Source organism: Pseudomonas retamae, from assembly GCF_043496865.1.
Classification (GTDB): domain Bacteria; phylum Pseudomonadota; class Gammaproteobacteria; order Pseudomonadales; family Pseudomonadaceae; genus Aquipseudomonas; species Aquipseudomonas retamae.
The window spans coordinates 123,464-148,667 of record NZ_JBIEIL010000007.1 but is presented as its reverse complement, the minus strand read 5'-3'; the positions used below and the strand labels follow the sequence as shown (position 1 = coordinate 148,667).

Below are 25,204 nucleotides of genomic sequence, written 5' to 3'. Positions count from 1 at the left end.
TTTCTACCCCCCGTCACCCTCGGCGGCCACACCCTGAAAAACCGTATCGTCCTGCCGCCCCTGACCCGTCAACGCAGCACGCAACCGGGCAATGTCGCCAACGCGCTGATGGCCGAGTATTACCAGCAACGTGCCGGCGCCGGCCTGCTGATCACCGAAGGCACGCAGATCGAACCGCGCGGCCAGGGTTACGCGTGGACACCAGGCATCCATACCCCGGAGCAAATCGCCGGTTGGCGTGAAGTCACCGAGGCGGTGCATGGCGCAGGCGGGGTGATTTTCGCCCAGTTGTGGCACGTTGGCCGGGTCTCGCACAACGCGTTGCAACCCGGCGGCGCGGCCCCTGTGTCGGCTTCGGCGGTAGCGACCGATCGGGTCAGCGTGTTCATCGAAACGGCGCCCGGCGCTGGTGAACTGGTCAGCCCTTCGGCGCCGCGCGCACTCAGCACGCTGGAAGTCGAAGAACTGGTGCAGCTGTATATCCAGGCCGCACGCAATGCGATGGAGGCCGGTTTCGACGGCATCGAGTTGCACTGCGCCAATGGTTATCTGGTCAATCAGTTCATCTCGGCGCACAGCAACCTGCGCGACGATCAATACGGTGGCTCGCTGCACAATCGCCTGCGGTTCCTGCGTGACGTGGTTGCGGGCGTCGCCGAATGCATCGGCAGGGACAAAGTCGGTGTGCGCTTCGCGCCGCTGTTCACCACCACTGATGAAGCGCGCACGTATCTGGGCCTGGTCGAGGACGATCCGCACACCACCTACATCGAAGCGATCAAAATCCTTGAGAACGTCGGCATCGCCTATCTGTCCATCGCCGAAGCGGACTGGGACAACGCCCCCGAGATGCCTGTGACTTTTCGTCAGGCCGTGCGCGACACCTTCAGCGGCGCGATCATTTATGCCGGGCGCTACACCGCGGAATCCGGCGCACGCTTGCTGGAATCCGGGCTGGCGGATCTGGTCGCGTTCGGCCGTCCGTTCATGGCCAACCCCGACCTGCCAGCGCGCATCGCCAACGGCTGGCCGCTGAATGCGTTGAACTCGGCGACCGTCTATGGCGGTGGGGCTGAAGGTTATACCGACTACCCGGTCTACAACGGCTGAGCGGGCTTCTGCGCACGATTCAGACAGCGCCAGGTTTTCGTTGAGCAGGTCGCAAATATCTATACACGAACTACAATCTGTATAAGTATTCGCAGCCCAACAACGAATCCCTGGCCGAGCACCCGTTGCTGCTCCTCACCTGAATCCGCGCACATGAACACCACCCATCGGCTTTGTCTGGTGCTGGGCGACCAGTTGTCGTTCGACCTCGCGTGCCTCGCCGATCTCGACCGCGCGCACGACGCTGTGCTGCTGGTCGAGGTCATGGAAGAGGCCAGCCATGTCGCCCACCATCCGCAAAAGATCGCGCTGATCTTCAGCGCCATGCGCCACTTCGCCAAGGCCCTGCAGGACCAGGGCATCCGCGTGCATTACGTCACCCTCGACGACCCGCACAACAGCGGCTCGGTACCCGGCGAACTCAAGCGCTGGCAGGCGCTGTTGCAAGCGCGCGAAGTGCACCTCACTGAATGCGGCGACTGGCGTCTGGAACAATCGCTGAAGGATTGCGGATTGCCGCTGCACTGGCATGCCGACCGGCGTTTTCTCTGTTCGCGTGTCGAATTCCGCGCCTGGGCCGCCGGGAAAAAACAGCTGCGTATGGAGTACTTCTACCGCGACATGCGCCGCAAAAGCCGCCTGCTGCTCAACGGTGACGGCACCCCCGTCGGCGGCGCCTGGAACTTCGACAGCGACAACCGCAAGGCCCTGCCCAAAAGCGCCAAGCCACCCTACCCCGCGCGATTTGCCAACGATGCGATCACTCTCGAGGTGCTGGCGCTGGTCGCCGAGCGCTTCGCCAGTCACTACGGCAGCCTCGAAGATTTCAATTACCCGGTGACTCACGCCGACGCGCAGGCACTCTGGGCTTATTTTCTCGATTATGGCCTGGCCGGTTTCGGTGACTATCAGGATGCGATGGCCAGCGACGAACCGTTTCTGTTCCACGCACGGATCAGCGCTGCGTTGAATATTGGTCTGCTTGATCTACGCCAACTGTGCAGCGATGTCGAGGCGGCGTACTGGTCCGGCGCGATTGCCCTGAATGCTGCCGAAGGCTTCATTCGCCAATTGATCGGCTGGCGCGAATATGTGCGTGGCGTGTACTGGCTGAAAATGCCCGAGTACGCCGACGGTAATGTCTTCGCCAATCAGCGTGCCCTGCCGGAGTTCTACTGGACCGGCGCCACGCAAATGAACTGCATGCGCCAGGCCATCGGCCAAAGTCTCCGGCACGCCTACGCCCACCATATTCAGCGGCTGATGGTGACCGGCAATTTCGCCTTGCTCGCCGGCATCGCGCCGAGCCAGATCTGTGAGTGGTATCTGGCGATCTACATGGACGCGTTCGACTGGGTCGAGTTGCCCAACACCCTCGGCATGGTCATGCACGCCGACGGCGGCTACCTCGGTTCCAAGCCGTACTGCGCCAGCGGCCAGTACATCAACCGGATGTCCGACTACTGCCGCGACTGCGCCTACTCGGTTCGCGAAACCACGACTGACAACGCCTGCCCGTTCAACGCCCTGTACTGGCATTTCCTCATGCGCCACGGCGATCGGCTGCGCGGCAATCAGCGGATGAGCATGATGTACAAGAACCTCGACCGCATGCCGCTGGCCAAACAGCAGGCGCTGTGGCAACGCGGGCAAAGCCTGCTCGAGCGGCTGGATAACGGCGACGCGTTATAACTGCGCGGGCGTGCAACTTAAACGTGGCGCGCCGGGTCAATGCTGACACAGTGTCCAGCTCATGAATGTTCGTTGCGGCGTGCCGTTCGAAAGCAGAGCCGACCATCAACAAGGCATGAGGAGTGGATGTCCTGAAACAGCTAACTCGCGAGCAGCTCGAGTCCGAGGTCACGCGCCTGCGCCTGGCCGTCGAGGCCACCTGCGACGCCGTCTGGGACTGGGATCTGAAGACCGACCGGATCGTCTGGAACGACTCCCTGCAACAGGCCTACGGCTATGTCGCCGAGGCCATCGAGCCGACCTGCGACTGGCGCTTTGCGCAGATCCATACCCAGGACCGTGGCCGGGTAACCAACTCGATTCGCTCGGCGATCGACGGCAAGGGCACCACCTGGAGCGCCGAGTACCGCTTTCGCTGCCACGACGGTTCCTATGCCGAAGTGCTCGATCGCGGTCATCTGATCCGCGATTCCGCCGGCCAGCCTGAGCGAATGATCGGCGCGATGCTCGACCTGACCCGCTCGCGCAGCGCGGAAAATGCATTGCGCCTGAGCGAAGAACGCTTCAGCACAATCCTCGAAACCATCGAAGCGGCGTTCGCCATCGTCAAGGTCAAATTCGATGCCGACGACCAGCCGATCGATTATTTCTTCGTTGAAGCCAACCCGGCGTTCGAGCGTCAGGCCGGGGTCAACCTGCGCGGCAAATGGGTCACCGAGTTTGCGCCGAATCTGGAACGGTTCTGGTTCGAGACCTACGGCCATGTGGCGAAAACCGGTGAGCCGGCGAATTTCGAAAACTATGCCAATACCTTCGAACGCTGGTTCGACGTGCGCGCCGTGCGCGTTGGCGAGCCGGCCGATCGGCAGATCGCAATTCTGTTCAATGACGTCACCGAACGCCGCAACGCCCAGGAACGCCTGCGCGTCAGCGAGGCCGTGGCCCGCGAGAACATCGAGCGTGTGCAACTCGCCCTCGCCGCTGGCGCGATCATCGGCACCTGGCATTGGCACCTGCCCTCCGATGGTTTTTCCGTCGATGAAGCCTTCGCCCGGGTGTTCAACCTTGACCCGGCGCTGGGCCGCGATGGCCTGAGCCTTGAGCAGATAGTCATCAGCGTCCACCCCGACGACCGCGACGGACTGATCGCCGCGATCAACGAAGTGATCGCCCGTGGCGGTGCCTATTCGCATCAGTACCGCGTGTGCGGGGCCGACGGTAAATACACCTGGATCGAAGCCAATGGCCGCGTCGAATGCGCCGAGGACGGCACGCCGCTGCGTTTTCCCGGGGTGCTCATTGATGTCGAGGACCGACGCAATGTCGAGGCCGAGCGCGACCGCGCCACCGCCGCCCTGCGCGCATTGAATGACACGCTGGAACAGCGGGTTTCGGCACGCACCGCCGAACTGATGCAGGCCGAAGAAAAGCTGCGCCAGTCGCAGAAAATGGAAGCGGTCGGGCAGCTCACCGGCGGCCTCGCCCATGACTTCAATAACCTGCTCGCGGGGATTTGCGCCTCGCTTGAGCTGGTCGACAAACGCATCAGTCAGGGGCGTCTGCACGACGTCGGCAAGTACATGGAAATCGCCCAGGACGCGGCCAAGCGTGCCACCGCCCTGACTCATCGTCTGCTGGCATTCTCCCGGCGCCAGACCCTCGATCCGCGGCCCACTGAAGTCAACGGATTAATCGCCGGCATGAGCGAATTGATCCAGCGTACCGTCGGCCCGAGCATTCGCCTGAAAACCGTGATCGCTGCCGATCTGTGGCCGGCGCTGGTCGATGCCAGCCAACTGGAAAACGCCCTGCTCAACCTGTGCATCAACGCCCGCGATGCGATGCCCGATGGCGGGCGCATCACCGTCGAAACCGCCAATCGTTCGCTGGATGCCGAAGCCGCGCGGGTGCTGGACATGCCCGCCGGTCAATACCTGTGCCTGTGCGTGACCGACACTGGCACCGGGATGAGCGCCGAAGTCATGGCCAAGGCCTTCGATCCGTTTTTCACCACCAAACCCTTGGGCCAGGGCACCGGACTCGGGCTGTCGATGATTTACGGTTTTACCAAGCAATCCGGCGGTCAGGTGCGGGTGCAGTCGCAAGTCGGCCAAGGCACCGAAATGTGCATTTACCTGCCGCGTTATCGCGGCGCGGCGCAGCACAATCATGACGACGCGCAGAGCACCAGCACGCCGTTTGCCAAGGCCAACGAGACCATTCTTATCGTTGACGACGAACCCTCGGTACGCATGCTGCTCAAGGACATTCTCAACGACCTCGGCTACAGCCTGCTCGAAGCGGCGGACAGCCTCGAAGGGCTTGAAGTGCTGCGTTCCGGCGCGAAGATCGATCTGTTGATCACCGACGTCGGCCTGCCGGGCGGCATGAACGGTCGGCAGATGGCGGATGCCGGGCGGCAAATCCGCCCGCAACTGAAAACCTTGTTCATCACCGGCTACGCGGAAAACTCGGTGATCGGCAATGGCCAGCTCGGGCCGGGTATGCAGGTACTGACCAAACCCTTTGCGGTTGACACGCTGGTGTCACGGGTCAGTGGGCTGATGGCCGCGCCCTTCGAGTGACGGCTCACCCCGGTACGCAGCGAAGCCGTTGCGCCCGGCGGCTTTGGCTTGATACAGCGCCTGATCGGCGGCTTCGATCAGGCTTTGCACGGCATCCAGTTGCGCCCCCTGCCCCGCGGCAACGCCGATGCTCACGCTGACCCGGGCCAGTGGGCTGGAGGGATGCGGCAGATGCTCGTGCCTTAGGCGATCAACGAGCAGTTGCGCCACAACGGCCGCGCCTGCTGCGTCGGTGTCGGGCATGATCACCGCGAACTCTTCACCGCCGTAACGCGCGACCAGATCCGACGGGCGCCGCACCGCGTCTTCCAGCAGTTTGCCGACCGCCTGCAAACACGCGTCGCCGGCGACATGTCCGAGCGAATCGTTGTACAACTTGAAGTAATCCAGATCGATCATCAGCAAGGCCAGAGAGGTACCGTCACGCTGGGACCGGCGCGCCTCGGTGGCGAGGGTCTGGTCGAAACAGCGACGGTTGGCCAGCGCGGTCAGTGCATCCTTCATCGCCAGCAATTCCAGCTGTCGATTGGAACCGAGCAACTGCTGCTGGGCGATCCGCAATTCTTCTTCGATCTGGGTGCGCCGACGAATATCGCGATACAAAAACCAGCCGATGATACCGGTCAGTCCCAACAGGCTGGCCACCACCACCGCAGACAGCAAAGCCTCGGTGCGCCACGCCGCAAGGGCTTCGTGTTTGCCGAGGGCGACCGTGGTGATCAGTGGCAGTTTCTGGCTTTTGCGAAACGCATAAAGGCGTTCGACGCCGTCCAGACTGGAGGTAAACGACGCGGTGCCCACCGAGCGTTCCAGCAGGTATTTGGCGTAGATCGGCGATTGGGAAAAGTTGCGGCCCATGTCCTGCTCGCGGAACGGGTAGCGCACCAGCAGCGTGCCGTCGGTGTACGACAGGCCGATCGCGCCGTCCTGACCGACGTCGAGTTTGCCGAACAGGCGCAGAAAGTTCTGCACGCCCAACGTCACCGCAACCACCCCGGCGAACGCGCCCTGATCGTCATTGAAGCGGCGGCTGACGGTGATCACCCACTCGTCATTGCTACGGCTGCGGATCGGCGGGCCGATGAAGGTCTCGCGGCTCGGATCGTCGCGGTGATGAATGAAATAGGCGCGGTCGCTGCTGTCGGCGCCCTGGGGAATCGGCCGGTTGGATGACATCAGCCAATGGCCGTGACGGTCGTAAATGGTGATGCCGCTCAGTTGCGGCATCAGCGGTTGCTGATGGTTGATCAACGTGCGCAAGCGCTCGATCTGCGCCGGGCCACTGCCTTCGGTTTCGAGGCGTTCGACCAGGCCGAGCAACAACAGCGAACTCTGGCGGACGATGCCTTCGGAATAGGTTGCCAGTGCTTGCGTCAGGTTCAGGCTGTGAACGTTGACTTCCTCAAGCGCGCGCTCGCGCGAGGCGAGGACTTTCCAGATGGTCAGAGACGCCAGGGAACAGCCGATCACCAGCAACAGGAGGATGACGAGGTGGGTATCACGCTTCACGAAAGTACCTTGTGGAAAGTCCGGTTTCCCGTTCCTGCCGTCAGCGGATCGAGGCCCTGACAGCGACCGTATGTCCTCGGCTGGGGCAAGGATACAAGCAGTGCGTGTGGCGTGCAGCAACTGACTGTTGCGCGGTCAGCACGGAGATCGAGAGGAAGTGGTGGCTTGCTTTCATGGGGCGAGTTTTTTTGACCGAGTACATATCCGTTGCTGCGGTAACGGCGGCTTAGGGTTTCGCCCTTACGGCGAGTCCCTTTTTCAAACGCCAAAAAGGAACCAAAAGGCTTTGCTCCTGCGTCCGGCCCTCGCAGGCTCGGGTTCCTTCGCTCCGGGACCGATCCGGGCGCAGCGGCTACGGTTTGCTTCGCTGCACCTCCTTCCGCTGTGTCTGGCTGCGCCAGACGGTCGCTACGCTCCCACGCCCGGATCAATCCCTCCACTCAGCCTTCCGATGTCGCTGGTTAGGCAAGATCAAAAGCACGCGAGCTAACGCTCATTGTTGAGTGGTTAGAAGCGGCGCTTGGCTTGGGATTTGTTTTGGATTCGCCCCTCACCCCAGCCCTCTCCCGAGGGAGAGGGAGCCGATCTTTGGGCTTTTCAAATTTTGTGTTCGACTCGGTATCGCAGCTCGGCGTAGCACTCGCATCCACCTGGGTCAGTCCCCTCTCCCTCCGGGAGAGGGTTAGGGTGAGGGGCTTTTGATTTTCGCGTCCTGACGCTCATCCGTCGAACGTCGCTGCCCGCGCAATGCGACGATGTCGCGCTTGGGCGCGGCGCCGAACAGTCGGCTGTATTCGCGGCTGAACTGCGATGGGCTTTCGTAGCCGACCTTGAAGGCCGCGCTGGAGGCGTCCTGCTGTTCGTTGAGCATCAGTCGCCGCGCTTCGGTCAGGCGTAGCCACTTCTGATATTGCAGTGGGCTCATCGTCGTCAGTTGGCGAAAATGATGGTGGAAGGTCGGCGCACTCATTTGCACCCGCGCGGCCAGTTCCTCGACCCGCAACGGCGAGGTGTAGTTGATTTTCAGCCAGTCGATGGCTTTGGCGATGCGGTAGCCCTGGCCGTCGACCGCGGTGATCTTGCGCAGTCGCGCGGCCTGATCGCTTTGCAACAGGCGGAAGTGGATTTCGCGCTGGATCAACGGCGCCAGTACCGCGATTGCATCCGGCTCATCGAGCAGTGCGAGCAAGCGCTGGAACGCCAGCAGCATCGGTTGGGTGACCGAGCCGATGCCGACGCCTTTGCGCTCGGCAACGTCGCGGTACGGCGGTGGATCACTTTGCGCGGCCAGCTCGGCGAGCATCTGCACATCGATTTTGAACGACAGGCCCAGACAAGGCTGCTCGGGGCTGGCCTGCAACACTTCAGAGTTGGCCGGCAGGTCCAGTGAGGTCAGCAGGAATCGCGAGGTGTCGTACATGAAACCTTCGCCGCCCACCCACAGTTTTTTCTCGCCCTGCGCTACCAGAATCACGCTGGGTTCAACCATGCACACCAGCGGTGACGAGGGCTGTTCGCGGCGAAAAAAGCCGAGACCGGCAATCGCCGTGGGGAAATCGCCAGGCACCTGGGCATGGGCGCCGATGGTCTGCGCCAGCTCGGCTTGCAGCGGTAAATGTTGGGAAATTGTGTTGGTCATAGGGTTCCGTTACCTCTGCGCTGAACTGTAGCGTGCCGGCGCGCGAGCGTCCCGCGCAAATGGCGCGACTCAGCGGATCAGGCAAGAAATCCAGCGAATCGCGCTACAGCCCTGCGCGTCTGACCGGGACAATGGGCGTTTCGCGCAACACAGGATTTCGACAATGACCGTGACCACACCTACCCCGCCGCAACCGCACGCCTCATGGGGCGCGGTTTTCGCCATGTCGCTCGCGGCCTTCGTGCTGGTGGCCTCGGAGTTCATGCCGGTCAGCCTGCTGACGCCAATCGCCAGCGATCTGCATATCAGCGAAGGCCAGGCCGGTCAGGGCATTTCCGTGTCCGGGCTGTTTGCCTTGCTCACCAGTTTGCTGATTCCGTTGCTGGCGGCGCGGGTTGATCGCAAACCGCTGCTGCTGTCGCTGACCGGGCTGATGATCGTCTCCGGGACTGTGGTCGCGTTCGCACCGAACTACACGGTGTTCATGCTCGGCCGCGCACTGATCGGCGTGGCGATTGGTGGCTTCTGGTCGCTGTCGGCGGCGACAGCGATGCGCCTGGTGCCGGATGAACAGGTCACGCGGGCGATGGCGATCGTCAACGGCGGTAATGCGCTGGCAACCGTGATTGCCGCGCCGCTGGGCAGTTTTCTCGGCGCGTTGATTGGCTGGCGCGGGGCGTTTTTCTGCGTGGTGCCGGTCGCTCTGTTGGCCGGGGCCTGGCTGATGTTCAGTCTGCCGTCGATGAAAGCCGTTGGTGGCGCGGCTTCGGGCAATGTCTTGCGCTTGCTCAAACGCCCGCCGGTGGCGTTGGGCATGCTTGCGGTCAGTGTGTTTTTCATGGGCCAGTTCATGCTGTTTACCTATCTGCGGCCGTTCCTTGAAACGGTCACTCAGGTGAACGTCTCGGTGCTCTCGCTGATGTTGCTCGGCCTCGGCGCGGCCGGGCTGGCCGGGACTTTCCTGATCGAAGGGTTTGTGAAAAAAAGCCTGCATCGCACGCTGATCGTCATTCCGCTGCTGATGGCGGTGATAGCGATGGCGCTGATTGCCTTTGGTAGTTCTACGCTCATTACAGCGGTGCTGCTCGGATTGTGGGGGCTGGTGGCGACGGCGGCGCCGGTGGGCTGGTGGACGTGGCTAGCGCGAACGCTGCCGGATGCTGCGGAAGCTGGCGGCGGCCTGATGGTCGCGGTGGTGCAGTTCGCGATCGCCTCGGGCGCGATTGTCGGCGGCGTGTTGTTCGACATGAGCGGCTATCGCGCGACGTTCGAATCCAGCGCCGGGCTGCTCATCGTCGCGGCGGTGCTGGCGTTGCTCGCCGCGCGTTCGGCTTTGCGGGTGCCGCAGCCGTCGATGAGCCTGACCTGACTTGCAGTATTAAATGCACTGAACAACAAAAGCCTGCTTCTCAGCAGGCTTTGCGTTTTTCATCAGGTCATTACTTCTGCTGAGCCGTCAGCGCCGTATAGCTGTTCATCAGATTGCGGTAGTTGGGAATACGCTGCGACAACAGGTTGCCCAGGCCTTCAATGTCGTTGCGCCAGTCGCGGTGCAGCTCACAGGCCACCGAGAACCAGTTCATCATTTGTGCGCCGGCTTGGGTCATGCGGCTCCATGCGGCTTGTTGCACGGTGGTGTTGAAGGTGCCCGAAGCGTCGGTGACCACGAACACATCAAAACCTTCCGCCAGCGCCGACAAGGTCGGGAACGCTACGCAAACATCGGTGACCACGCCGGCAATGATGATCTGCTTGCGGCCGGTGGCCTTGATCGCTTTGACGAAGTCTTCGTTATCCCAGGCGTTGATCTGGCCTGGGCGAGCAATGTACGGCGCGTCCGGGAACATCTCTTTCAGTTCCGGGACCAGCGGGCCGTTCGGGCCTTGTTCGAAGCTGGTGGTGAGGATGGTCGGCAGGTCGAAGAATTTTGCCAGGTCGGCCAGGGCCAGTACGTTGTTCTTGAACTCGTTGGGCGAGAAGTCCTGCACCAGGGAAATCAGGCCGGTCTGGTGGTCAACCAGCAGCACGATAGCGTCGTCTTTGTTCAGGCGGTTGTAAGTTGGAGTGGTCATGGTGTGCGTCCCTTTTCAAGTTTGAAGTTTGTTGTTGCGTTCAAGTTGGGTACAGATTACTGACCCAGCGAAAAGGGATAAATCGGCTGAAACGCGTTTCACCGTCCACCCAAACGAGACAATCCACACCCGCTGATCAACGCCATTAGTCCACGCACTGTTAAGTTCATGGAACACATCGCCGCGCCGCGGCATCACCCGTCTTGCAACTTACCCACTTCATCTGTCAGAGATTGTGGAGGTATTTATGCCTGTCGATATCAGCCGTTTGCGCATCACCACACCCGTCGCCACTTCGCCCACCAACCCGGTCGCACTGGAGTTGCTGGGCGATGAGGCGTTGTTGCGTTTTCCTGAAGTCATCAGCCGTCAGCCGGATGGCAGCATCCGTTTCAGCGCGCCTACTCGTGGCGCTTCAAGCAAAAGCACCCATCGCACGCGCTGCGAATGGAAAGAGTCGGTTTACTGGACGCTGGAAAGTGCGGCGTTACACGTCAATCGCCAACGCATGACGCTCACGCAAGTGAACTCCGCGCAAAAAGTGGTGATTTCACAGATGCACGTCAAGGACGACGACAGCCCGGCGATCAAGGTGTTCTGGAACAAGAACAAAATCACCTGGGGCTTTCGCCAGAGCTTCAATCAGCCCGACCCGGTCAACAGCACGATCGCCAGCAATATTGGCCTTAACGTACCTTTCACGGTCGAGATCAACGTCAGCGCAGCAGGGCTGGTCAACGTGCTGGTGATCTGCAATGGCGTGACCACCTCGGCGCCGCCGCAGCAAATGGACAGCAGTTGGGCCAGCCAGCGCTTCAATTTTCATGGTGGCGTCTACAACCAGATCGATTACAGCGCGACCACGGCGGCAACCGATGGCTCGGTCTGTCTGATTCACGACTTGCTGCTGAGCCATTAACCGTTCGACCGCTTATCGGGCAACTGTAAAACAATCAAAACGATTCACGCTTTGGCGTTATCGGAATTAGTGTCCGTTGCGTTAACGGACAGCAAGTTAACCCTCACTGTTGTCGGAGAACCATCATGACTACCGGTAATAAGAATCAGGGCAATAACAAGACCTCCACCAGCGATAAAAAAGGCTCATCGGGCGGCGGCAATGGCGGCAACTTCGCCAATGATCGCGAAAAAGCCTCGGAAGCCGGCCGTAAAGGCGGGCAACAGAGCCATGGCGGCGGACGCAAGTCTTAAACGCCAGATCGGGGGCAGCGTTGCTGCCCCTTTTTAACTTGAGGTCTGCCATGAAAGCGTCCATCGAAAATCATCACTGCGCGATGCAAATGGAAAAGGCTGAAGAACCTGCCCATGAAATGGAGCTAAGCTCTCCTCCAGGCCTGACAGTGGCAGAGGATCAGCCTCAACAGCCAGTCAGTGCGCCAGAGCCGCCACGCCCTGTTCCCGCCGTGGCGTCGCGCAGTTGCTACGAGCGCCTGCAAGGCGCCGCTCAGGCCGAGCGCCAATGCGCAGCCACGCATACCCGGCCGGTTTGCGAGCGAGGTCATTAAGCAAGTCCGCCCTAACAGCAGTCGGTAAGCCCGCATCGTCAAAACGCCATTAAACAGCGAGGTGACTCATGCCCGTTCACGTCATCAATTTCACGGGACCGATCAACGCGTCCACCTGCGGCCAATTGATCGACAAAGCCTCCATAGCCGTACAGCAAAAAGCCTCGAAGCTGATCGTCAACATCGCCACGATGGGTGGCGAATGCAGTTACGGTTTCACCATGTACAACTTTCTGTTGTCCCTGCCGGTTCCGGTGCACACGCATAACCTGGGCACAGTCGAGTCGATGGGCAATATCGTCTTCCTCGCTGGCGAGCGCCGCTCGGCGTGTACCCATAGCAAGTTTCTCTTCCATCCGTTTCACTGGCATTTACAGGGCGCGGTCGATCATTCGCGCATGTCGGAATACGCCATGAGCCTGGATTACGATTTGTACCTGTACGCGCGCATCGTCGCTGAACGAACGGAAGGTGCGCAGGAAACACTGGAAACCGAGAAATACCTGACGGCTGCCCCGCGGATCATCGACCCGTCGCAGGCCATGCTGTGCGGCTTGATCGATGCGATCGAGGCACCGGTGATCACGGCAGAATCGGTGAATTCGATCATTCATGGTTGATGGCGCTGAGGGTCGTTCGTGAGTCGGCGGGTCATCTTTTCTTACACCTTTTATCGCCCTATCCCACGCCATCCGCCGATCCGTGGCCGGCGTCTGCCTGCAGTTTGGTATCATGCGCCGCTTTTACGGTTAACCCCCCGCCAGTCCTGTCGACTGACGGGCTGCAAAAGGCGGTATTAGATGACGGCTTTGTTGACTCGCCGCAAGGTACTTGCGGGAATGGGCGTGCTCGGGCTGGGCCTGCTCGCCGGCTGCGACACCCGCGGCCAACTGTCGTACAAGTACGGCAAGGATCTGAGTAACAAGATCATGGGGCGCACCTTCAAACTGAAGAACACCGACGGCGAAACCATGACGCTGTCGAGCTTTCGTGGCATGATGCCGATGGTGTTCTTCGGTTTCACCCAATGCCCGGCCGTGTGCCCGACCACCCTCGCCCGTGCGGCGAAGATCAAGAAGCTGATGGGTGCCGACGGCGATCGCTTGCAGGTGATCTTCATCACCCTCGATCCCGAGCGCGACACCCCGCAAATCCTCGACGCCTACATGAAAGCCTTTGACCCGACCTTCGTCGCGCTGTACGGCACGCTTGAGGAAACCCAGGCCACGGCCAAGGAATTCGACGTGTTCTACGAGAAGGTTCCGGCCGGCGACACCTACACCATCTCGCACACCGCGACCAGTTACGTCTACGACTCCAACGGCGGCTTGCGCCTGGGTCTGTCCACATCGCTTTCGGCAGAACAATGCACGGAAGATTTGCTTACTGTTATGGAGGTCTGCTGATGCGTCCTGTCTTGAACCACATCAAACGTGCTGTACTGGGTCTGTCGTTGCTGGGCCTGGCTTTTCAGGCATCGGCGCAAACCAAAGTCGACGACGCCTGGGTTCGCGCCACCGTGCCGACCCAGACCGCCAGCGGCGCGTTCATGACCCTCACCGCTGACAGCGACAGCAAGTTGCTCAGCGTGGCTTCGCCGGTCGCCAAAGACGTGCAGATCCACGAAATGACCATGAAGAACGACGTCATGAGCATGGGCCCGGTGAAGTCGGTCGACCTGCCGGCGGGCAAAGCGGTCGCGTTTGACCCCAATGGTTATCACGTGATGCTGATGGGGCTGACCGGGCAGCTCAAGGAAGGCGAAAGCGTGCCGCTGACCTTCACCGTGGAAAACGCCAAGGGCGAGAAAGAGACCCTCGAAGTGAAGGCGCCGGTGCGTGCGCTGACCAATATGCAGGAGCATGATCACAGCAAGATGCATTGATTGGTGGTGGAGGTCGACGCAGGAGCTTGGGTTTCGTGGTGGAGCTACCCCTCATCGGAACGCCGCCCGCCCAGCCCTCTCCCCCTGGAGAGGGAGCCGATTTGTGGGCCGTTCAAACCTTTCGTTCGACTCGGTATCGCAGGTTGGCGTATCTCTCGCATTTACCTCGGTCAGTCCCCTCTCCCTCCGGGAGAGGGTTAGGGTGAGGGGCTTTTGATCCTGGCGCAGAACATCAACTCCCCGCCCCACCATGCGCCTCTTCAAAAAAGTAATCCTTCCAGCTCCCCGCCTTGTTTTTCAGCACGCCCAATTCCTGCAATTTCTCGGCATAGATAAACGTACGTTGCGGTACCACCGTGAAGTCGATCTCCGGATCGTTGACGATCTGCTCTACCAGCGCCAACGGCAGTTTCGACTGTTCGACCCGAATATAGGCCTGCGCAGCTGCCGGTTTGTCAGCCTTGATGATCTTCTCGGCCTCGGCCAGGGCGTCGTAGAACGCCTTGTAGGTCTTGGGATTTTCGTCGTGGAATTTTTCCGTGGTGTACAGCACGTTGAACGTCGCCTGGCCGCCGAGTACGTCGTAAGAGCTCAGCACTTTATGCACGTTGGGGTTCTGCAGCGCCTGGTACTGGAACGGCGGGCTGGAGAAGTGCGAGTTGATTTCCGAGCCACCGGCAATCAGCGCGGCCGTCGCGTCGGGGTGCGGCAGGCTGACGGAGATGTCGTCGAATTTCTTGTACTGGGCATCACCGAACAGCCTGGCGGTTTCGATCTGCAGGGTGCGTGACTGGAAGCCCACCCCGGCAGCAGGCACGGCGATGCGGTCTTTTTCGCTGAAATCCTTGAGGGTCTTGATCTTCGGATTGTTGGTCAGCAGGTAGTTGGGCATCGAGCCGAGTGCGGCGATGGCCTTGACGTTCTGTTTGCCTTTGGTGCGATCCCACACGGTGAGCATCGGCGGTACGCCGGCCGAGACCACGTCGAGCGAACCGGTCAACAGCGCTTCGTTCATCGCGGTGGCGCCGGAGATGCTGTTCCAGTCGACCTTGATGTCGAGGCCCTGGGCTTTGCCGTGTTTTTCGATCAATTGCTGGTCGCGGACCACGTCGAGAATCAGGTAACCGATGCCGAACTGCTGGGCGATGCTGATCTTGCCTTCGGCCTGAGCACCGGTGCTGAACAACGCTGTGCCCGCCAGGGCGGCGGCCAACAGGGTCAATGCGGAACGTTTCAACGGTGTGGCCATGACAACCTCGCAGCAGGGGGTGGTTTGCTGAAAGGCCTGACTTTATCGCTATAAAAAACAGAACTTAAATATCTTTATTGCATATCGTTAGCACCGGCCGCCTAACGCAAACCTTACGTTGGCTCCCGCGTTATCGTTCACAGCCTGACACAATTAATCCCCCGGCAAAATCCGTGTCGGCACAAACACCCCCCGCTGCGTTACATCAACAGCCATGGGGGTTTCAAAGGGTTTGCCGTGCCCGCCAGCCCTTGTATCTGCGGATCACCCGAGCGTTTTAAAAGGCAATCAGATGGCCGAGCCTTGCTATCATCGCGCACACTTTTATGACGGTTTGATGGCGGGAAGGTCTTTTTGTGAGCGCTCTTTTCAACCGGTTGCGGCAACCGCACGCCCGACTGTTTTCTCTGCTGCTGTTGGTATTGATCGTGCCAATGGGCCTGCGCGCGGCGTTGGGCTGGTCGAGCACGCTGGGTTATCTGTCGGATCTGGCGGTGGGCAGCCTGTTGCTGGTATTGCTGCATCGCCGCGCGTGGTGGCTGGCTCTGCCGGTGCTGTTGTTGTGGGGCTTGCTGGCGGTGGCAACGGCGGAACTGGTCAGCGCAGTCGGTCGGTTGCCGACCCCTTCCGATGCCCATTACCTGATCGACCCGCAGTTCGTGGAGAACTCCAGCGGCGGCGGCCTGACGCATCCGGCGTTGGGCGTGACCCTGCTGCTGGCATTGCTGGTGTGGCTGCTGACCCGGTTTGCCGGCCGGGAGCGGCCGCTCACTGCCCTGCCCCGTGCAGCCTGGGGCGCACCGCTGCTGCTGTTCGCCGCGCATTGGGGGGCGCAGAACCTGTGGCCCAACGAAGCCGACCCATGGCGGCTGTATAACCTGCCACACCACCTGCTCGCCAGCGAAGTGGCCGATCTGCAGATTCGCACCGAGGAATGGCTGGACGGCGACGGCGAAGAACCCGCGCCGGCCATGGCCGGGCTGACCGACGTCGACCTCAACGGGGAAAAACTGCTGGCCGCACCGGGACAAGCGCGCAACGTGCTGATCATTGCGCTGGAGGGCATTCCCGGCGCTTACATCCGCGCCAACCGCGAGGCCATCGGCAGTCATTATCAGGAAGACCTGATGCCCAACCTCAGCCGCTGGGCCGAGCGCGGCATGAACACCCCGGATTACGTGTTACATACGCACCAGACCATTCGCGGTCTGTACGCCATGCTCTGCGGCGACTACGACAAACTCGACAACGGCACGCCCAAAGGCGTGGAAATGCTCACCCTCAACGAGCGCAATCAGGCCTGTCTGCCGGCACAACTGCGCGACCACGGTTTCAGCACGCATTACTTGCAAGGCGCCGGGCTGCGCTTCATGGCCAAAGACAAGATCATGCCGCATATCGGCTTCGATGCCACCCATGGCCTGGAATGGTTCAGCAACAGCAACTATCTGGAATTCCCGTGGGGCAAGGATGACAAGGCGTTCTTCGAAGGTGCACTGGATTACGTCGGCCAACTGAAGAAAAACAAACAGCCGTGGATGCTCACCCTGCTCACTGTCGGCACTCACCAGCCCTACTCCGCACCGGACGATTATCTGCAGCGTTACGAAACGCCAAAGCAGGCCGCCGTCGGTTATCTCGACGATGCACTGGACCAGTTTCTCAGTGCCCTCGAACGTAAGGGCGTGCTCAAGGACACGCTGGTGGTGATCACATCCGACGAATCCCACGGCATCGACGGCGTGCGTCTGGCCTCCTCGTGGGGGTTCAATCTGACTCTGGCACCGGAGCAGGCGCAACTGCCGCATCTGAACAAAGGCGTCTATGGTCACGTCGATCTGAGCACGTCGATTCTCGACTACTTCGACCTGCCAGTGCCCTCCGCGCTGAGTGGCCGTTCGCTGTTCCGTGACTACGACTCTGGCCGGGAAATCATGTCGTTCACCAATGGCAAGCTGCGCTATCACGATGGCCGCGGGATCTTCTCCGAATGCGACATGCCGCGTCGCTGCCGCTACTATCAAAGCCCTGGCTTCATCGCCGACAGCGCCATTTACAAGGGGCGCTACAGCGGTCATCCGGCCCGGCAGATTGCCGCCCGCGCCAATGCGCTGGATCTGTCGCTGCTGCGCACGCCGCTGAATCATCGCTATCAGTTCGGCAGCAACAACATCATCCCGCTGCAAGCGCAGATCAAGGATGACTGGGCCGACAACCTGATCGGCGCGCAGTATCTGGAAATGCCCAAGGGCTCGCACACCCGCGTACGCCTGACCGTGCGCGCGGTCGACCCGCAGCAAGCGGCGTACATACAACTCAAGGCCAAGGAGTTCGAACAGGACGTGCAGCTGGGCTTACCGGCGGAAATGGTCGCCACGGCGGATCAGCCGCTGGAGATGGACTTCAGCTTTGAAAACCCGCAACAGCGCAAGGCGTTTTCGTTTCATTTGCTCGGTTATGGGCAAGGCGCGGTGGAGGTCAGTGACTTCAGCGTAATCACTGAGCTGCCGGGACAAGAGGATATTCTCGACGACGTGCCCGATGACGACACGGCGCAATCGAGCTGATCCTGCTGATCAGAAGCCAGCGCAGCGCTGAGAGAGTTTGCCTATCGGCACGCAATAGCTGCGCTATTAGCTGGTTTGCCAACTCGGGTCTAGCCTTACAAGTCCGAAGTCGGCACCAGCCGGCCGCAGCAGACCTGATAGGGACTCGAACATGGCAAGCGAATCGAAATGCCCGTTCAACCACGCCGCTGGTGGCGGCACGACCAACCGTGACTGGTGGCCGAATCAACTGAACCTGAAAATCCTCAGTCAGCACTCGCCCAAGTCTGACCCGCTGGGCAAGGACTTCGACTATGCCAAGGCGTTCAAGAGCCTGGACTTCCAGGCGCTGAAGCAGGATATCAGCGCCTTGATGACCGACTCTCAGGACTGGTGGCCGGCGGACTTCGGCCACTATGGCCCGCTCTTCGTGCGCATGGCCTGGCACAGCGCCGGCACTTATCGCACCGCCGATGGCCGCGGTGGTGCCGGCTCCGGTCAGCAACGGTTCGCCCCGCTGAACAGTTGGCCGGATAACGTCAGCCTCGACAAGGCGCGCCGTCTGCTCTGGCCGATCAAGCAGAAGTACGGCCGCAATATTTCCTGGGCCGACCTCATCGTGCTCACCGGCAACGTCGCGCTGGAATCCATGGGCTTCAAGACCTTCGGTTTTTCCGGTGGCCGCGCCGACGTCTGGGAACCGGATGAAGACGTGTACTGGGGCTCGGAAACCGAATGGCTGGGCGGCGACAATCGTTACGGCAAGAGCAACGGCCCGGTGCAGGAACCCGGTGACGGTACGCTGGTAGCCGAACCGGACTTGCATGGTCGCGAGGAAAGCCGCACCGATCAGGGCGAACGCAATCTGGAGAACCCGCTCGCTGCCGTGCAGATGGGCCTGATCTACGTGAACCCGGAAGGTCCCGAGGGCAACCCGGACCCGGTCGCTTCGGCCAAGGACATTCGCGAAACCTTCGGCCGCATGGCCATGAACGATGAAGAAACCGTGGCGCTGATTGCCGGTGGCCACGCGTTCGGCAAGACCCACGGAGCCGGCCCGGCCGACAACGTTGGCCCTGAACCGGAAGCGGCCGGCCTCGAGCTGCAAGGCCTGGGCTGGAAAAACGCCTTCGGCACCGGCAAGGGCGCGGACACCATCACCAGCGGTCTGGAAGTGACCTGGACCACCACGCCAACCCGCTGGAGCAACAACTACCTGGAAAACCTGTTCGGCTTCGAGTGGGAACTGACCAAGAGCCCGGCCGGGGCGCATCAGTGGCAACCGAAAAACGGCGCCGGTGCCGGCACGGTTCCGCATGCCCATGACCCGAGCAAAAAGCTTTCACCCACCATGCTCACCTCTGACCTGGCGCTACGCTTCGACCCGGCTTACGAGCAGATCTCGCGACGCTTCCTGGCCAATCCCGAGCAATTGGCCGACGCCTTCGCGCGCGCCTGGTACAAACTGATCCACCGCGACATGGGCCCGCTGTCTCGCTATCTCGGCCCGGAATTGCCCAACGAAGAATTGCTCTGGCAAGACCCGCTGCCTGACGTCAGCCATGTCTTGATTGGCGACAGCGACGCCGCCGCGCTGAAAAGCAAAATCCTCGCCTCAGGCCTGTCCGTTTCGCAACTGGTCTCGACGGCCTGGGCTGCCGCCTCGACCTTTCGCGGCTCGGACAAACGTGGCGGCGCCAACGGCGGGCGTTTGCGTCTGGCACCACAGAAGTTCTGGCAAGCCAACCAGCCAGAGCAACTGGCCCATGTGCTGCAAACCCTGGAGGGCATTCAGGGTGAATTCAATGGCGCAAGCACCGGCAAGAAAATCTCGCTGGCGGACCTGATTGTGCTGGCGGGCAATGCCGGGGTCGAGCAAGCCGCACAGAACGCTGGTCATTCCGTGAGCGTGCCGTTCTCGCCCGGGCGCGTGGATGCCTCGCAGGAACAGACCGATGTCGAGTCGTTCGGCTTCCTTGAACCGATTGCCGACGGTTTCCGCAATTACAGCAAGGGCAAATACACCGTCGCGGCTGAAACCCTGTTGATCGACAAGGCGCAACTGCTGACCCTCACCGCCCCGGAAATGACCGTGCTGCTTGGCGGCCTGCGGGTGTTGAACACCAACGTCGGGCAGACCCGCCATGGTGTCTTCACCGATAAACCGGAAGCGCTGAGCAATGACTTCTTCACGAACCTGCTGGACATGGGCTTGGAGTGGCAACCAACAACGCGCGATGCTGATGAATTCGAGGGACGGGACCGCAAGACTGGCGCGCCGAAATGGACGGCAACCCGGGTGGATCTGGTGTTCGGTTCCAATGCGCAGTTGCGCGCGCTGGCCGAAGTGTATGCCAGTGCGGATGCGCAGGAGCAGTTCGTCAATGACTTCGTCAAAGCCTGGACGAAGGTCATGAACCTGGATCGGTTCGATCTGAAGTAACGGCCCCAAAAAACGCCGCTTGTTCAAGCGGCGTTTTTTATGCGTTGAATGTCAGGGTTTCTGACCGCCAAGCGCAGTATCAACCGATAGCCGCATACCCTTCGATCTGATCCGGCCACGCGGTCAGCACTTCAAACCCCGTCTCCGTCACCGCGACCATGTGCTCCCACTGTGCCGACAGCGAGCCATCCTTGGTCAACACCGTCCAGCCATCGGGCATGTTCTTCACATGGCGTTTGCCGGCGTTGAGCATCGGTTCGACGGTGAAAATCATTCCCGCCTTGAGCTTCATCCCTTGATTGGGAAAGCCGTAATGCAGAATCTGCGGTTCATCGTGGTAGATCTTGCCGATGCCATGGCCGCAATACTCGCGCACCACACTGAAGCCTTCTTTCTCGGCGAGGCTTTGAATGGCGTGGCCGATATCGCCCAGCGTGGCGCCCGGCTTGACCGCACGAATACCCGCGCACATGGCGTCATAGGTGGTCTTGATCAGATGTTGCGCTTCCGGCGTGGCCTCACCCACCACATACATGCGGCTAGTGTCGCCGAACCAGCCGTCCTTGATCACGGCGATGTCGAGGTTGAGGATGTCGCCATCCTTCAGCGGCGTAGCTGAGGGAATGCCGTGGCAGACCACGTCGTTGACCGAGGCGCAGACGGTTTTCGGGAAACCGTGATAACCGACGTTGGCCGGGACGGCTTTCTGTACGTTGACGATGTAGTCGTTGCACAGCCGATCCAGTTCATCGGTGGTCACCCCCGCCTTGACGTGGGGCACCAGCATTGCCAGCACTTCGGCGGCCAGTTTGCCGGCAGCGCGGGATTTCTCGATCTCGGCCGGGGTGTTGAGCTTGATCTGGTTTCTCATGCGAGGGCGACTTCCTGTGTCAGTTGGTGCAGGTCGAGCCCGCCAGTCTGTTCGGCGCGGATCAGCAGGCGGCAGATGGCGCTGTGGTCGAGGTTGGGGTGCAGCTCGGCGAGCATGCCGATGCGCATCCAGTGCTCGGCCTGCGCGTTGATCGAGCGGCTGAGTGCGTTGCTGGAGATGCGCAGGTTTTCGTGCATGTCTTCGGAAATTTTTACGATGCCCATGGGTGCGACCCGATACGAAATGTATATGGATCGTATATTAGCTGCGGGGGTTCCTGGATTGCAAATCCGGGTTGTGACTTTGGGATTTTTCAGGATCTGGAGGCTGGTGGTAAGAAGCATGCGGCCGGCTTTGGACTTGTAGTGACCCGGCCCCTCACCCCAGCCCTCTCCCCCTGGAGAGGGAGCCGATCTTTGTTAGCTTCTGAATTTGTGTTCAGCTCGGTACTCGGTGTGGCCATATGTCGCCCAAACACCGCGGTCAGTCCCCTCTCCCTACGGGCGGTCCGACGTTTCGGGAGGGCTAGGGTCAGGGACTTTTGATCTGCATTGATGGCTGGCTTGATCCCGACTCGCCAACAGATTCATCTCCCCCTCAACCGCCCAAATCGTCTACCATGCCGCCGCCGGTTTCCGCATGGGATTAATAGGGAATCCGAGGTGCTTGCTCAGCATCGATCGGAACTGCCCCCGCAACTGTAGGTGCCGAGCCTGCTCCACGACTGCCACTGGGTAACCCTGGGAAGGCCGGAGCCAGGCGATGACGCATCAGTCAGGAGACCTGCCGGCACAATGACTACTAACCGGCGGGGTGTCCGGGAAGGACATCGTGCCGTGCGCGTTTTTACGTGATGAACGGCCTTGCGCTATTTCCTGATGGCGCTTGATGGTGTGTTTCCAAACCGTACCCGCCCTCCCCGTACGGTTCCATTGGAGACAGACCCATGCTTCTGCCCCGCATTGCCACCTTGATCACCGGTCTGAGCTTTTGCACCTTTGCGCAAGCGGCACCCACCGTTTATCCGCTGACGATCGAGAATTGCGGCAGCAGCCTGACCTTCCAGCACGCCCCCACCCGCACAGTCACTATCGGCCAGGCCGGTACGGAAATGCTCTATGCCCTGGGGCTGGGCCACAAAGTCGTTGGCACCTCGCTGTGGTTCAACGACGTGCTGGCCCAATACAAGGCGCAGAACGACACGATCGAGCGCCTCGCCGATAACGAGCCGAGTTTCGAAGCGGTGATCGGCAAGCGCCCGGAACTGGTCGCTGTAGAGCTGGAATGGATGGTCGGCCCGCAAGGCGCGGTCGGCACCCGCGAGCAGTTTCATGAATTGAAGATTCCGACCTACCTGCTGCCCTCCGATTGCGAAGCCAAGGACAACCTCGTCGGCTCCGATGGAACGCGGCTGGCGCCGTTTCGCATCGACAGCATTTACAAGAGCGTGAGCCAGCTGGCGCAGATTTTCGACGTGCAAGCGCGTGGCGAACGGCTCAACGAACAGCTCAAGGCCAGCCTAGCGCAATCGATCGCCACGGCGAAAACCCAGCAGCGCAAAGACGTCAGCGCAGTGGTCTGGTTTTCCAGCGCCGAGATGGACATCGAGCCGTTTGTGGCCGGGCACAAAGGCGTTCCGGATTTCATGCTGAGCACGCTGGGCGTGCGCAATGTGGTCGAGTCGGATGAAGAATGGCCAACCGTTGGCTGGGAAACCATCGCCAAGGCCAACCCGACTTTTCTGGTGATCGCGCGCATGGATCGCCGGCGTTTCCCGGCTGACGACTATCAGAAGAAACTCGCGTTCCTGCGCAGCGACCCGGTGACGCGCAACATGGACGCGGTGAAACACAACCGCATCATCATCCTCGACGCCATGGCCATGCAGGCCAGCCTGCGCACCTTCGACGGCCTCGCACAACTGGCCGCCGCCATCAATGCCTACGACCTGGCGCCATGAGCAGACGCCTGATCCGTACGCTGCTGGTTGTGCTGACGCTTGCGCTTGCGCTGATCGGCGGCGTGGCGATCGGTGAGACGTCGATCGAGCCGAGCGTGGTGCTGCAGGTGCTGGCCAACAAGCTGTGGGGCGCCGGTTATGTGCTCGACCCGATCGATGAAGGCATTGTCTGGAATTACCGCCTGACCCGTGCTTTGGTCGCTGCTGCCTGCGGCGCCGGACTGGCGACCTGCGGGGTGATCTTGCAGTCGCTGCTGCGCAATCCGTTGGCCGATCCTTATCTGCTGGGCATCTCTGCCGGGGCGTCGACTGGCGCGGTGATGGTCGCGTTGCTGGGGGTTGGTGCGGGATTGGTGTCGCTGTCGGCCGGCGCGTTTGCCGGTGCGGTGACGGCGTTCGTACTGGTCATTCTGCTGGCGCGGGTCAGCGGTTCGGCCAGTGGCACCGGACAGATCATTCTGGCCGGGATTGCCGGTTCGCAATTGTTCAATGCACTCACAGCGTTTTTGATTACCCGCTCGGCGAGTTCCGAGCAGGCTCGCGGGATCATGTTCTGGCTGCTCGGCAACCTCGGCGGGGTGCGCTGGCCGTCGGTGTGGCTGGCGGTGCCGGTAGCCTTGCTCGGGCTGGTCGTGTGCCTGTGGCATCGGCGCGCGCTGGATGCATTTACCTTTGGTGCGGATTCGGCGGCGTCGCTCGGCATACCGGTGCGCCGCGTGCAGATTCTGCTGATCGGCTGTGCGGCGCTGGTAACAGCCGTGATGGTATCGATTGTCGGTTCGATCGGTTTTGTCGGCCTGGTGATTCCCCATGCAGCGCGGTTGTTGCTTGGCACTGGTCATGCTCGATTGCTGCCAGCGAGTGCCTTGGGCGGCGCGGTGTTTCTGATCGCTGCCGATGTGCTGTCGCGGACCCTGATCAAGGGTCAGGTGATTCCGGTCGGAGTGATCACCGCGCTGGTCGGCGCGCCGGTGTTTGCGCTGATTCTGGTGGGCCGGAGATCGGCGCGATGACAGCGGTATTGAGTTGTTCGCAACTGAGTTTCAAGGTGCGTGGCGCTGAGTTGCTGCGAGCTGTGAGCCTTGAGGTGCAACGCGGCGAAACGCTGGGCATTGTCGGACCGAATGGCGCGGGCAAATCGACCCTGTTGAAGCTGTTGGCCGGTCTGCGCGACCCGAGCGCTGGCGAGGTACTGCTAGAAGGTCAGCGTCTGCGCAAAATGGCGCGCCGCAGCGTTGCGCAGACACTCGCGGTGGTCGAGCAACAGGCTGACACCGATGACGGCATTCGTGTGTTCGATGCGGTGGCGCTGGGGCGTACGCCTTGGTTGTCGGCGCTGCAACCGTGGTCGGCTGCCGACACTGCCATCGTTGAGCAGGCGCTGGTTGATGTCGATGCGGTGCATTTGCGTCAGCGCATCTGGCGCAGTCTGTCGGGGGGTGAGCGGCAACGGGTGCACATTGCTCGTGCCCTGGCGCAGCGTCCGCAGATTCTGTTGCTCGATGAGCCGGCCAACCATTTGGACATTCAGCATCAGCTGACGATTCTCAGCGTCGTGAAAGCGTTGCCGGTGACTACGTTGATTGCTCTGCATGATCTGAATCAGGCGCTCAAGTGCGATCGACTGGCGGTGCTTGAGCGTGGGGAGTTAGTGGCGCTGGGCAAGCCGCTGGAGGTGCTGACGCCGCAGCGCTTGCTGGAGACGTTTGGGGTTCGGGCGCGGTATTTGACTGATCCGTTTGATGGTGAGCGGATTTTGCGGTTTCACTCGTAGCTTTGGGGGGCAGGCCTTTTTTTGATTGGGTGCATATCCGTTGCTGCGGGTGCTGCGGCTGGCGGTTTCGCCCTTACGGCGAGGCACTTTTTCCAGACGCCGAAAAAGTACCCAAAAAGGCTTGCTCCTACGTACGGCCCTCGCAGGCTCGGGTTCCTTCGCTCCGGGATCGATCCGGGCGCAGCGGCTACGGTTTGCTGCGCTGCACCTCCTTCCGCTGTGTCTGGCTGCGCCAGACGGTCGCTGCGCTCCCACGCCCGGATCAATCCCTCCGCTCAGCCTTCCGATGTCGCTGGTTAGGCAAGATCAAGGGCACTCGAGCTAACGCTCATTGTTGAGTGGT

General features: G+C 61.1%; 19 protein-coding genes, 1 pseudogene and 1 riboswitch. Of the genes and pseudogenes, 14 read left to right on the top strand and 6 right to left on the bottom strand.

Features of this window, described 5'->3' with window-relative positions:
* Positions 1-33 precede the first annotated feature (33 nt).
* The 3 genes from ACGSLL_RS15635 (at position 34) to ACGSLL_RS15625 (ending at position 5,387) form a co-directional block, all read left to right on the top strand.
* A complete protein-coding gene (locus ACGSLL_RS15635; RefSeq protein WP_394507134.1) occupies positions 34-1,110 on the top strand; it encodes an alkene reductase in 1,077 nt (358 codons plus the stop codon).
* A gap of 153 nt (positions 1,111-1,263) precedes the next feature.
* Positions 1,264-2,802 (top strand): cryptochrome/photolyase family protein, encoded by a 1,539-nt coding sequence (locus tag ACGSLL_RS15630; protein WP_394506980.1) that lies wholly within the window; start codon positions 1,264-1,266, stop codon positions 2,800-2,802.
* 122 nt (positions 2,803-2,924) lie between these two features.
* Positions 2,925-5,387, top strand: coding sequence for a PAS domain-containing protein (locus tag ACGSLL_RS15625; protein ID WP_394506979.1), 2,463 nt, complete (start codon positions 2,925-2,927; stop codon positions 5,385-5,387).
* On the opposite strand, the gene ACGSLL_RS15620 is transcribed toward ACGSLL_RS15625, so the two are convergent.
* Entirely contained in the window at positions 5,349-6,896 is a 1,548-nt protein-coding gene (locus ACGSLL_RS15620; protein ID WP_394506978.1) for a sensor domain-containing diguanylate cyclase, read from the bottom strand. The two genes, ACGSLL_RS15625 and ACGSLL_RS15620, sit on opposite strands and share 39 nt — an antisense overlap.
* 682 nt (positions 6,897-7,578) lie before the next feature.
* Positions 7,579-8,535 (bottom strand): AraC family transcriptional regulator, encoded by a 957-nt coding sequence (locus ACGSLL_RS15615; protein ID WP_394506977.1) that lies wholly within the window; start codon positions 8,533-8,535, stop codon positions 7,579-7,581.
* A gap of 163 nt (positions 8,536-8,698) precedes the next feature.
* On the opposite strand from ACGSLL_RS15615, the gene ACGSLL_RS15610 reads away from it, so the two are divergent.
* The gene (locus tag ACGSLL_RS15610; RefSeq protein WP_394506976.1) at positions 8,699-9,904 is read left to right on the top strand and encodes an MFS transporter; all 1,206 of its coding nucleotides are present in this window, start codon (positions 8,699-8,701) and stop codon (positions 9,902-9,904) included.
* A 70-nt stretch (positions 9,905-9,974) separates the two neighbouring features.
* On the opposite strand, the gene ycaC is transcribed toward ACGSLL_RS15610, so the two are convergent.
* On the bottom strand, positions 9,975-10,607 hold the full coding sequence (ycaC, locus tag ACGSLL_RS15605) for an isochorismate family cysteine hydrolase YcaC (protein WP_394506975.1): 633 nt from the start codon (positions 10,605-10,607) through the stop codon (positions 9,975-9,977).
* Between the two features lie 247 nt (positions 10,608-10,854).
* Between ycaC and ACGSLL_RS15600 the strand changes: the two genes are divergently transcribed.
* The 5 genes and pseudogenes from ACGSLL_RS15600 (at position 10,855) to ACGSLL_RS15580 (ending at position 14,018) form a co-directional block, all read left to right on the top strand.
* Positions 10,855-11,526: a polysaccharide lyase family 7 protein gene (locus tag ACGSLL_RS15600; protein ID WP_394506974.1), complete on the top strand. Its 672-nt coding sequence runs from the start codon at positions 10,855-10,857 to the stop codon at positions 11,524-11,526.
* A gap of 191 nt (positions 11,527-11,717) precedes the next feature.
* A pseudogene (locus ACGSLL_RS15595) lies at positions 11,718-11,819 on the top strand (con-10 family general stress protein); the annotation flags it as partial.
* Between the two features lie 382 nt (positions 11,820-12,201).
* Positions 12,202-12,753: an ATP-dependent Clp protease proteolytic subunit gene (locus ACGSLL_RS15590; protein ID WP_394506973.1), complete on the top strand. Its 552-nt coding sequence runs from the start codon at positions 12,202-12,204 to the stop codon at positions 12,751-12,753.
* A gap of 180 nt (positions 12,754-12,933) precedes the next feature.
* A complete protein-coding gene (locus tag ACGSLL_RS15585; RefSeq protein WP_394506972.1) occupies positions 12,934-13,539 on the top strand; it encodes an SCO family protein in 606 nt (201 codons plus the stop codon).
* Positions 13,539-14,018, top strand: coding sequence for a copper chaperone PCu(A)C (locus ACGSLL_RS15580; RefSeq protein WP_394506971.1), 480 nt, complete (start codon positions 13,539-13,541; stop codon positions 14,016-14,018). Before ACGSLL_RS15585 ends, ACGSLL_RS15580 begins: the two co-directional genes overlap by 1 nt.
* A gap of 232 nt (positions 14,019-14,250) precedes the next feature.
* Here ACGSLL_RS15580 and ACGSLL_RS15575 read toward each other — a convergent pair whose 3' ends face one another.
* Positions 14,251-15,267, bottom strand: coding sequence for an ABC transporter substrate-binding protein (locus ACGSLL_RS15575; protein ID WP_394506970.1), 1,017 nt, complete (start codon positions 15,265-15,267; stop codon positions 14,251-14,253).
* 356 nt (positions 15,268-15,623) lie between these two features.
* On the opposite strand from ACGSLL_RS15575, the gene ACGSLL_RS15570 reads away from it, so the two are divergent.
* Together ACGSLL_RS15570 and katG are read left to right on the top strand one after the other, a co-directional pair.
* Positions 15,624-17,834 (top strand): LTA synthase family protein, encoded by a 2,211-nt coding sequence (locus ACGSLL_RS15570; protein ID WP_394506969.1) that lies wholly within the window; start codon positions 15,624-15,626, stop codon positions 17,832-17,834.
* Between the two features lie 151 nt (positions 17,835-17,985).
* Positions 17,986-20,256, top strand: a complete 2,271-nt coding sequence (gene katG / locus ACGSLL_RS15565) for a catalase/peroxidase HPI (protein ID WP_394506968.1) — start codon at positions 17,986-17,988, stop codon at positions 20,254-20,256.
* A gap of 79 nt (positions 20,257-20,335) precedes the next feature.
* Here katG and map read toward each other — a convergent pair whose 3' ends face one another.
* Together map and ACGSLL_RS15555 are read right to left on the bottom strand one after the other, a co-directional pair.
* Positions 20,336-21,127 carry a type I methionyl aminopeptidase gene (gene map / locus ACGSLL_RS15560; protein WP_394506967.1) on the bottom strand — a complete coding sequence of 264 codons (792 nt, stop codon included), beginning with the start codon at positions 21,125-21,127 and terminating at the stop codon, positions 20,336-20,338.
* Positions 21,124-21,351: a ParD-like family protein gene (locus ACGSLL_RS15555; protein ID WP_394506966.1), complete on the bottom strand. Its 228-nt coding sequence runs from the start codon at positions 21,349-21,351 to the stop codon at positions 21,124-21,126. Before ACGSLL_RS15555 ends, map begins: the two co-directional genes overlap by 4 nt.
* A gap of 388 nt (positions 21,352-21,739) precedes the next feature.
* Positions 21,740-21,932, top strand: a riboswitch (cobalamin riboswitch).
* Positions 21,933-22,073: 141 nt separating this feature from the next.
* On the opposite strand from ACGSLL_RS15555, the gene ACGSLL_RS15550 reads away from it, so the two are divergent.
* Genes ACGSLL_RS15550 through ACGSLL_RS15540 form a run of 3 tightly spaced genes read left to right on the top strand, consistent with a single transcriptional unit; the run spans position 22,074 to position 24,861 of the window.
* A complete protein-coding gene (locus ACGSLL_RS15550) occupies positions 22,074-23,087 on the top strand; it encodes an ABC transporter substrate-binding protein (RefSeq protein ID WP_394506965.1) in 1,014 nt (337 codons plus the stop codon).
* Positions 23,084-24,100, top strand: a complete 1,017-nt coding sequence (locus ACGSLL_RS15545; protein WP_394506964.1) for a FecCD family ABC transporter permease — start codon at positions 23,084-23,086, stop codon at positions 24,098-24,100. Before ACGSLL_RS15550 ends, ACGSLL_RS15545 begins: the two co-directional genes overlap by 4 nt.
* On the top strand, positions 24,097-24,861 hold the full coding sequence (locus tag ACGSLL_RS15540) for an ABC transporter ATP-binding protein (RefSeq protein ID WP_394506963.1): 765 nt from the start codon (positions 24,097-24,099) through the stop codon (positions 24,859-24,861). The genes ACGSLL_RS15545 and ACGSLL_RS15540 overlap by 4 nt, the downstream gene beginning before the upstream one ends.
* The last annotated feature ends 343 nt before the right edge of the window (positions 24,862-25,204 follow it).

Excerpts from the sequence above, each read along its gene's own strand:
- ACGSLL_RS15630 (WP_394506980.1), top strand. The coding sequence starts at position 1,264 with ATGAACACCACCCATCGGCTTTGTCTGGTGCTGGGCGACCAGTTGTCG.
- ACGSLL_RS15615 (WP_394506977.1), bottom strand. The coding sequence starts at position 8,535 with ATGACCAACACAATTTCCCAACATTTACCGCTGCAAGCCGAGCTGGCG.
- ACGSLL_RS15610 (WP_394506976.1), top strand. The coding sequence starts at position 8,699 with ATGACCGTGACCACACCTACCCCGCCGCAACCGCACGCCTCATGGGGC.
- ycaC (WP_394506975.1), bottom strand. The coding sequence starts at position 10,607 with ATGACCACTCCAACTTACAACCGCCTGAACAAAGACGACGCTATCGTG.
- ACGSLL_RS15600 (WP_394506974.1), top strand. The coding sequence starts at position 10,855 with ATGCCTGTCGATATCAGCCGTTTGCGCATCACCACACCCGTCGCCACT.
- ACGSLL_RS15590 (WP_394506973.1), top strand. The coding sequence starts at position 12,202 with ATGCCCGTTCACGTCATCAATTTCACGGGACCGATCAACGCGTCCACC.
- ACGSLL_RS15585 (WP_394506972.1), top strand. The coding sequence starts at position 12,934 with ATGACGGCTTTGTTGACTCGCCGCAAGGTACTTGCGGGAATGGGCGTG.
- ACGSLL_RS15580 (WP_394506971.1), top strand. The coding sequence starts at position 13,539 with ATGCGTCCTGTCTTGAACCACATCAAACGTGCTGTACTGGGTCTGTCG.
- ACGSLL_RS15575 (WP_394506970.1), bottom strand. The coding sequence starts at position 15,267 with ATGGCCACACCGTTGAAACGTTCCGCATTGACCCTGTTGGCCGCCGCC.
- katG (WP_394506968.1), top strand. The coding sequence starts at position 17,986 with ATGGCAAGCGAATCGAAATGCCCGTTCAACCACGCCGCTGGTGGCGGC.
- map (WP_394506967.1), bottom strand. The coding sequence starts at position 21,127 with ATGAGAAACCAGATCAAGCTCAACACCCCGGCCGAGATCGAGAAATCC.
- ACGSLL_RS15555 (WP_394506966.1), bottom strand. The coding sequence starts at position 21,351 with ATGGGCATCGTAAAAATTTCCGAAGACATGCACGAAAACCTGCGCATC.
- ACGSLL_RS15550 (WP_394506965.1), top strand. The coding sequence starts at position 22,074 with ATGCTTCTGCCCCGCATTGCCACCTTGATCACCGGTCTGAGCTTTTGC.
- ACGSLL_RS15545 (WP_394506964.1), top strand. The coding sequence starts at position 23,084 with ATGAGCAGACGCCTGATCCGTACGCTGCTGGTTGTGCTGACGCTTGCG.
- ACGSLL_RS15540 (WP_394506963.1), top strand. The coding sequence starts at position 24,097 with ATGACAGCGGTATTGAGTTGTTCGCAACTGAGTTTCAAGGTGCGTGGC.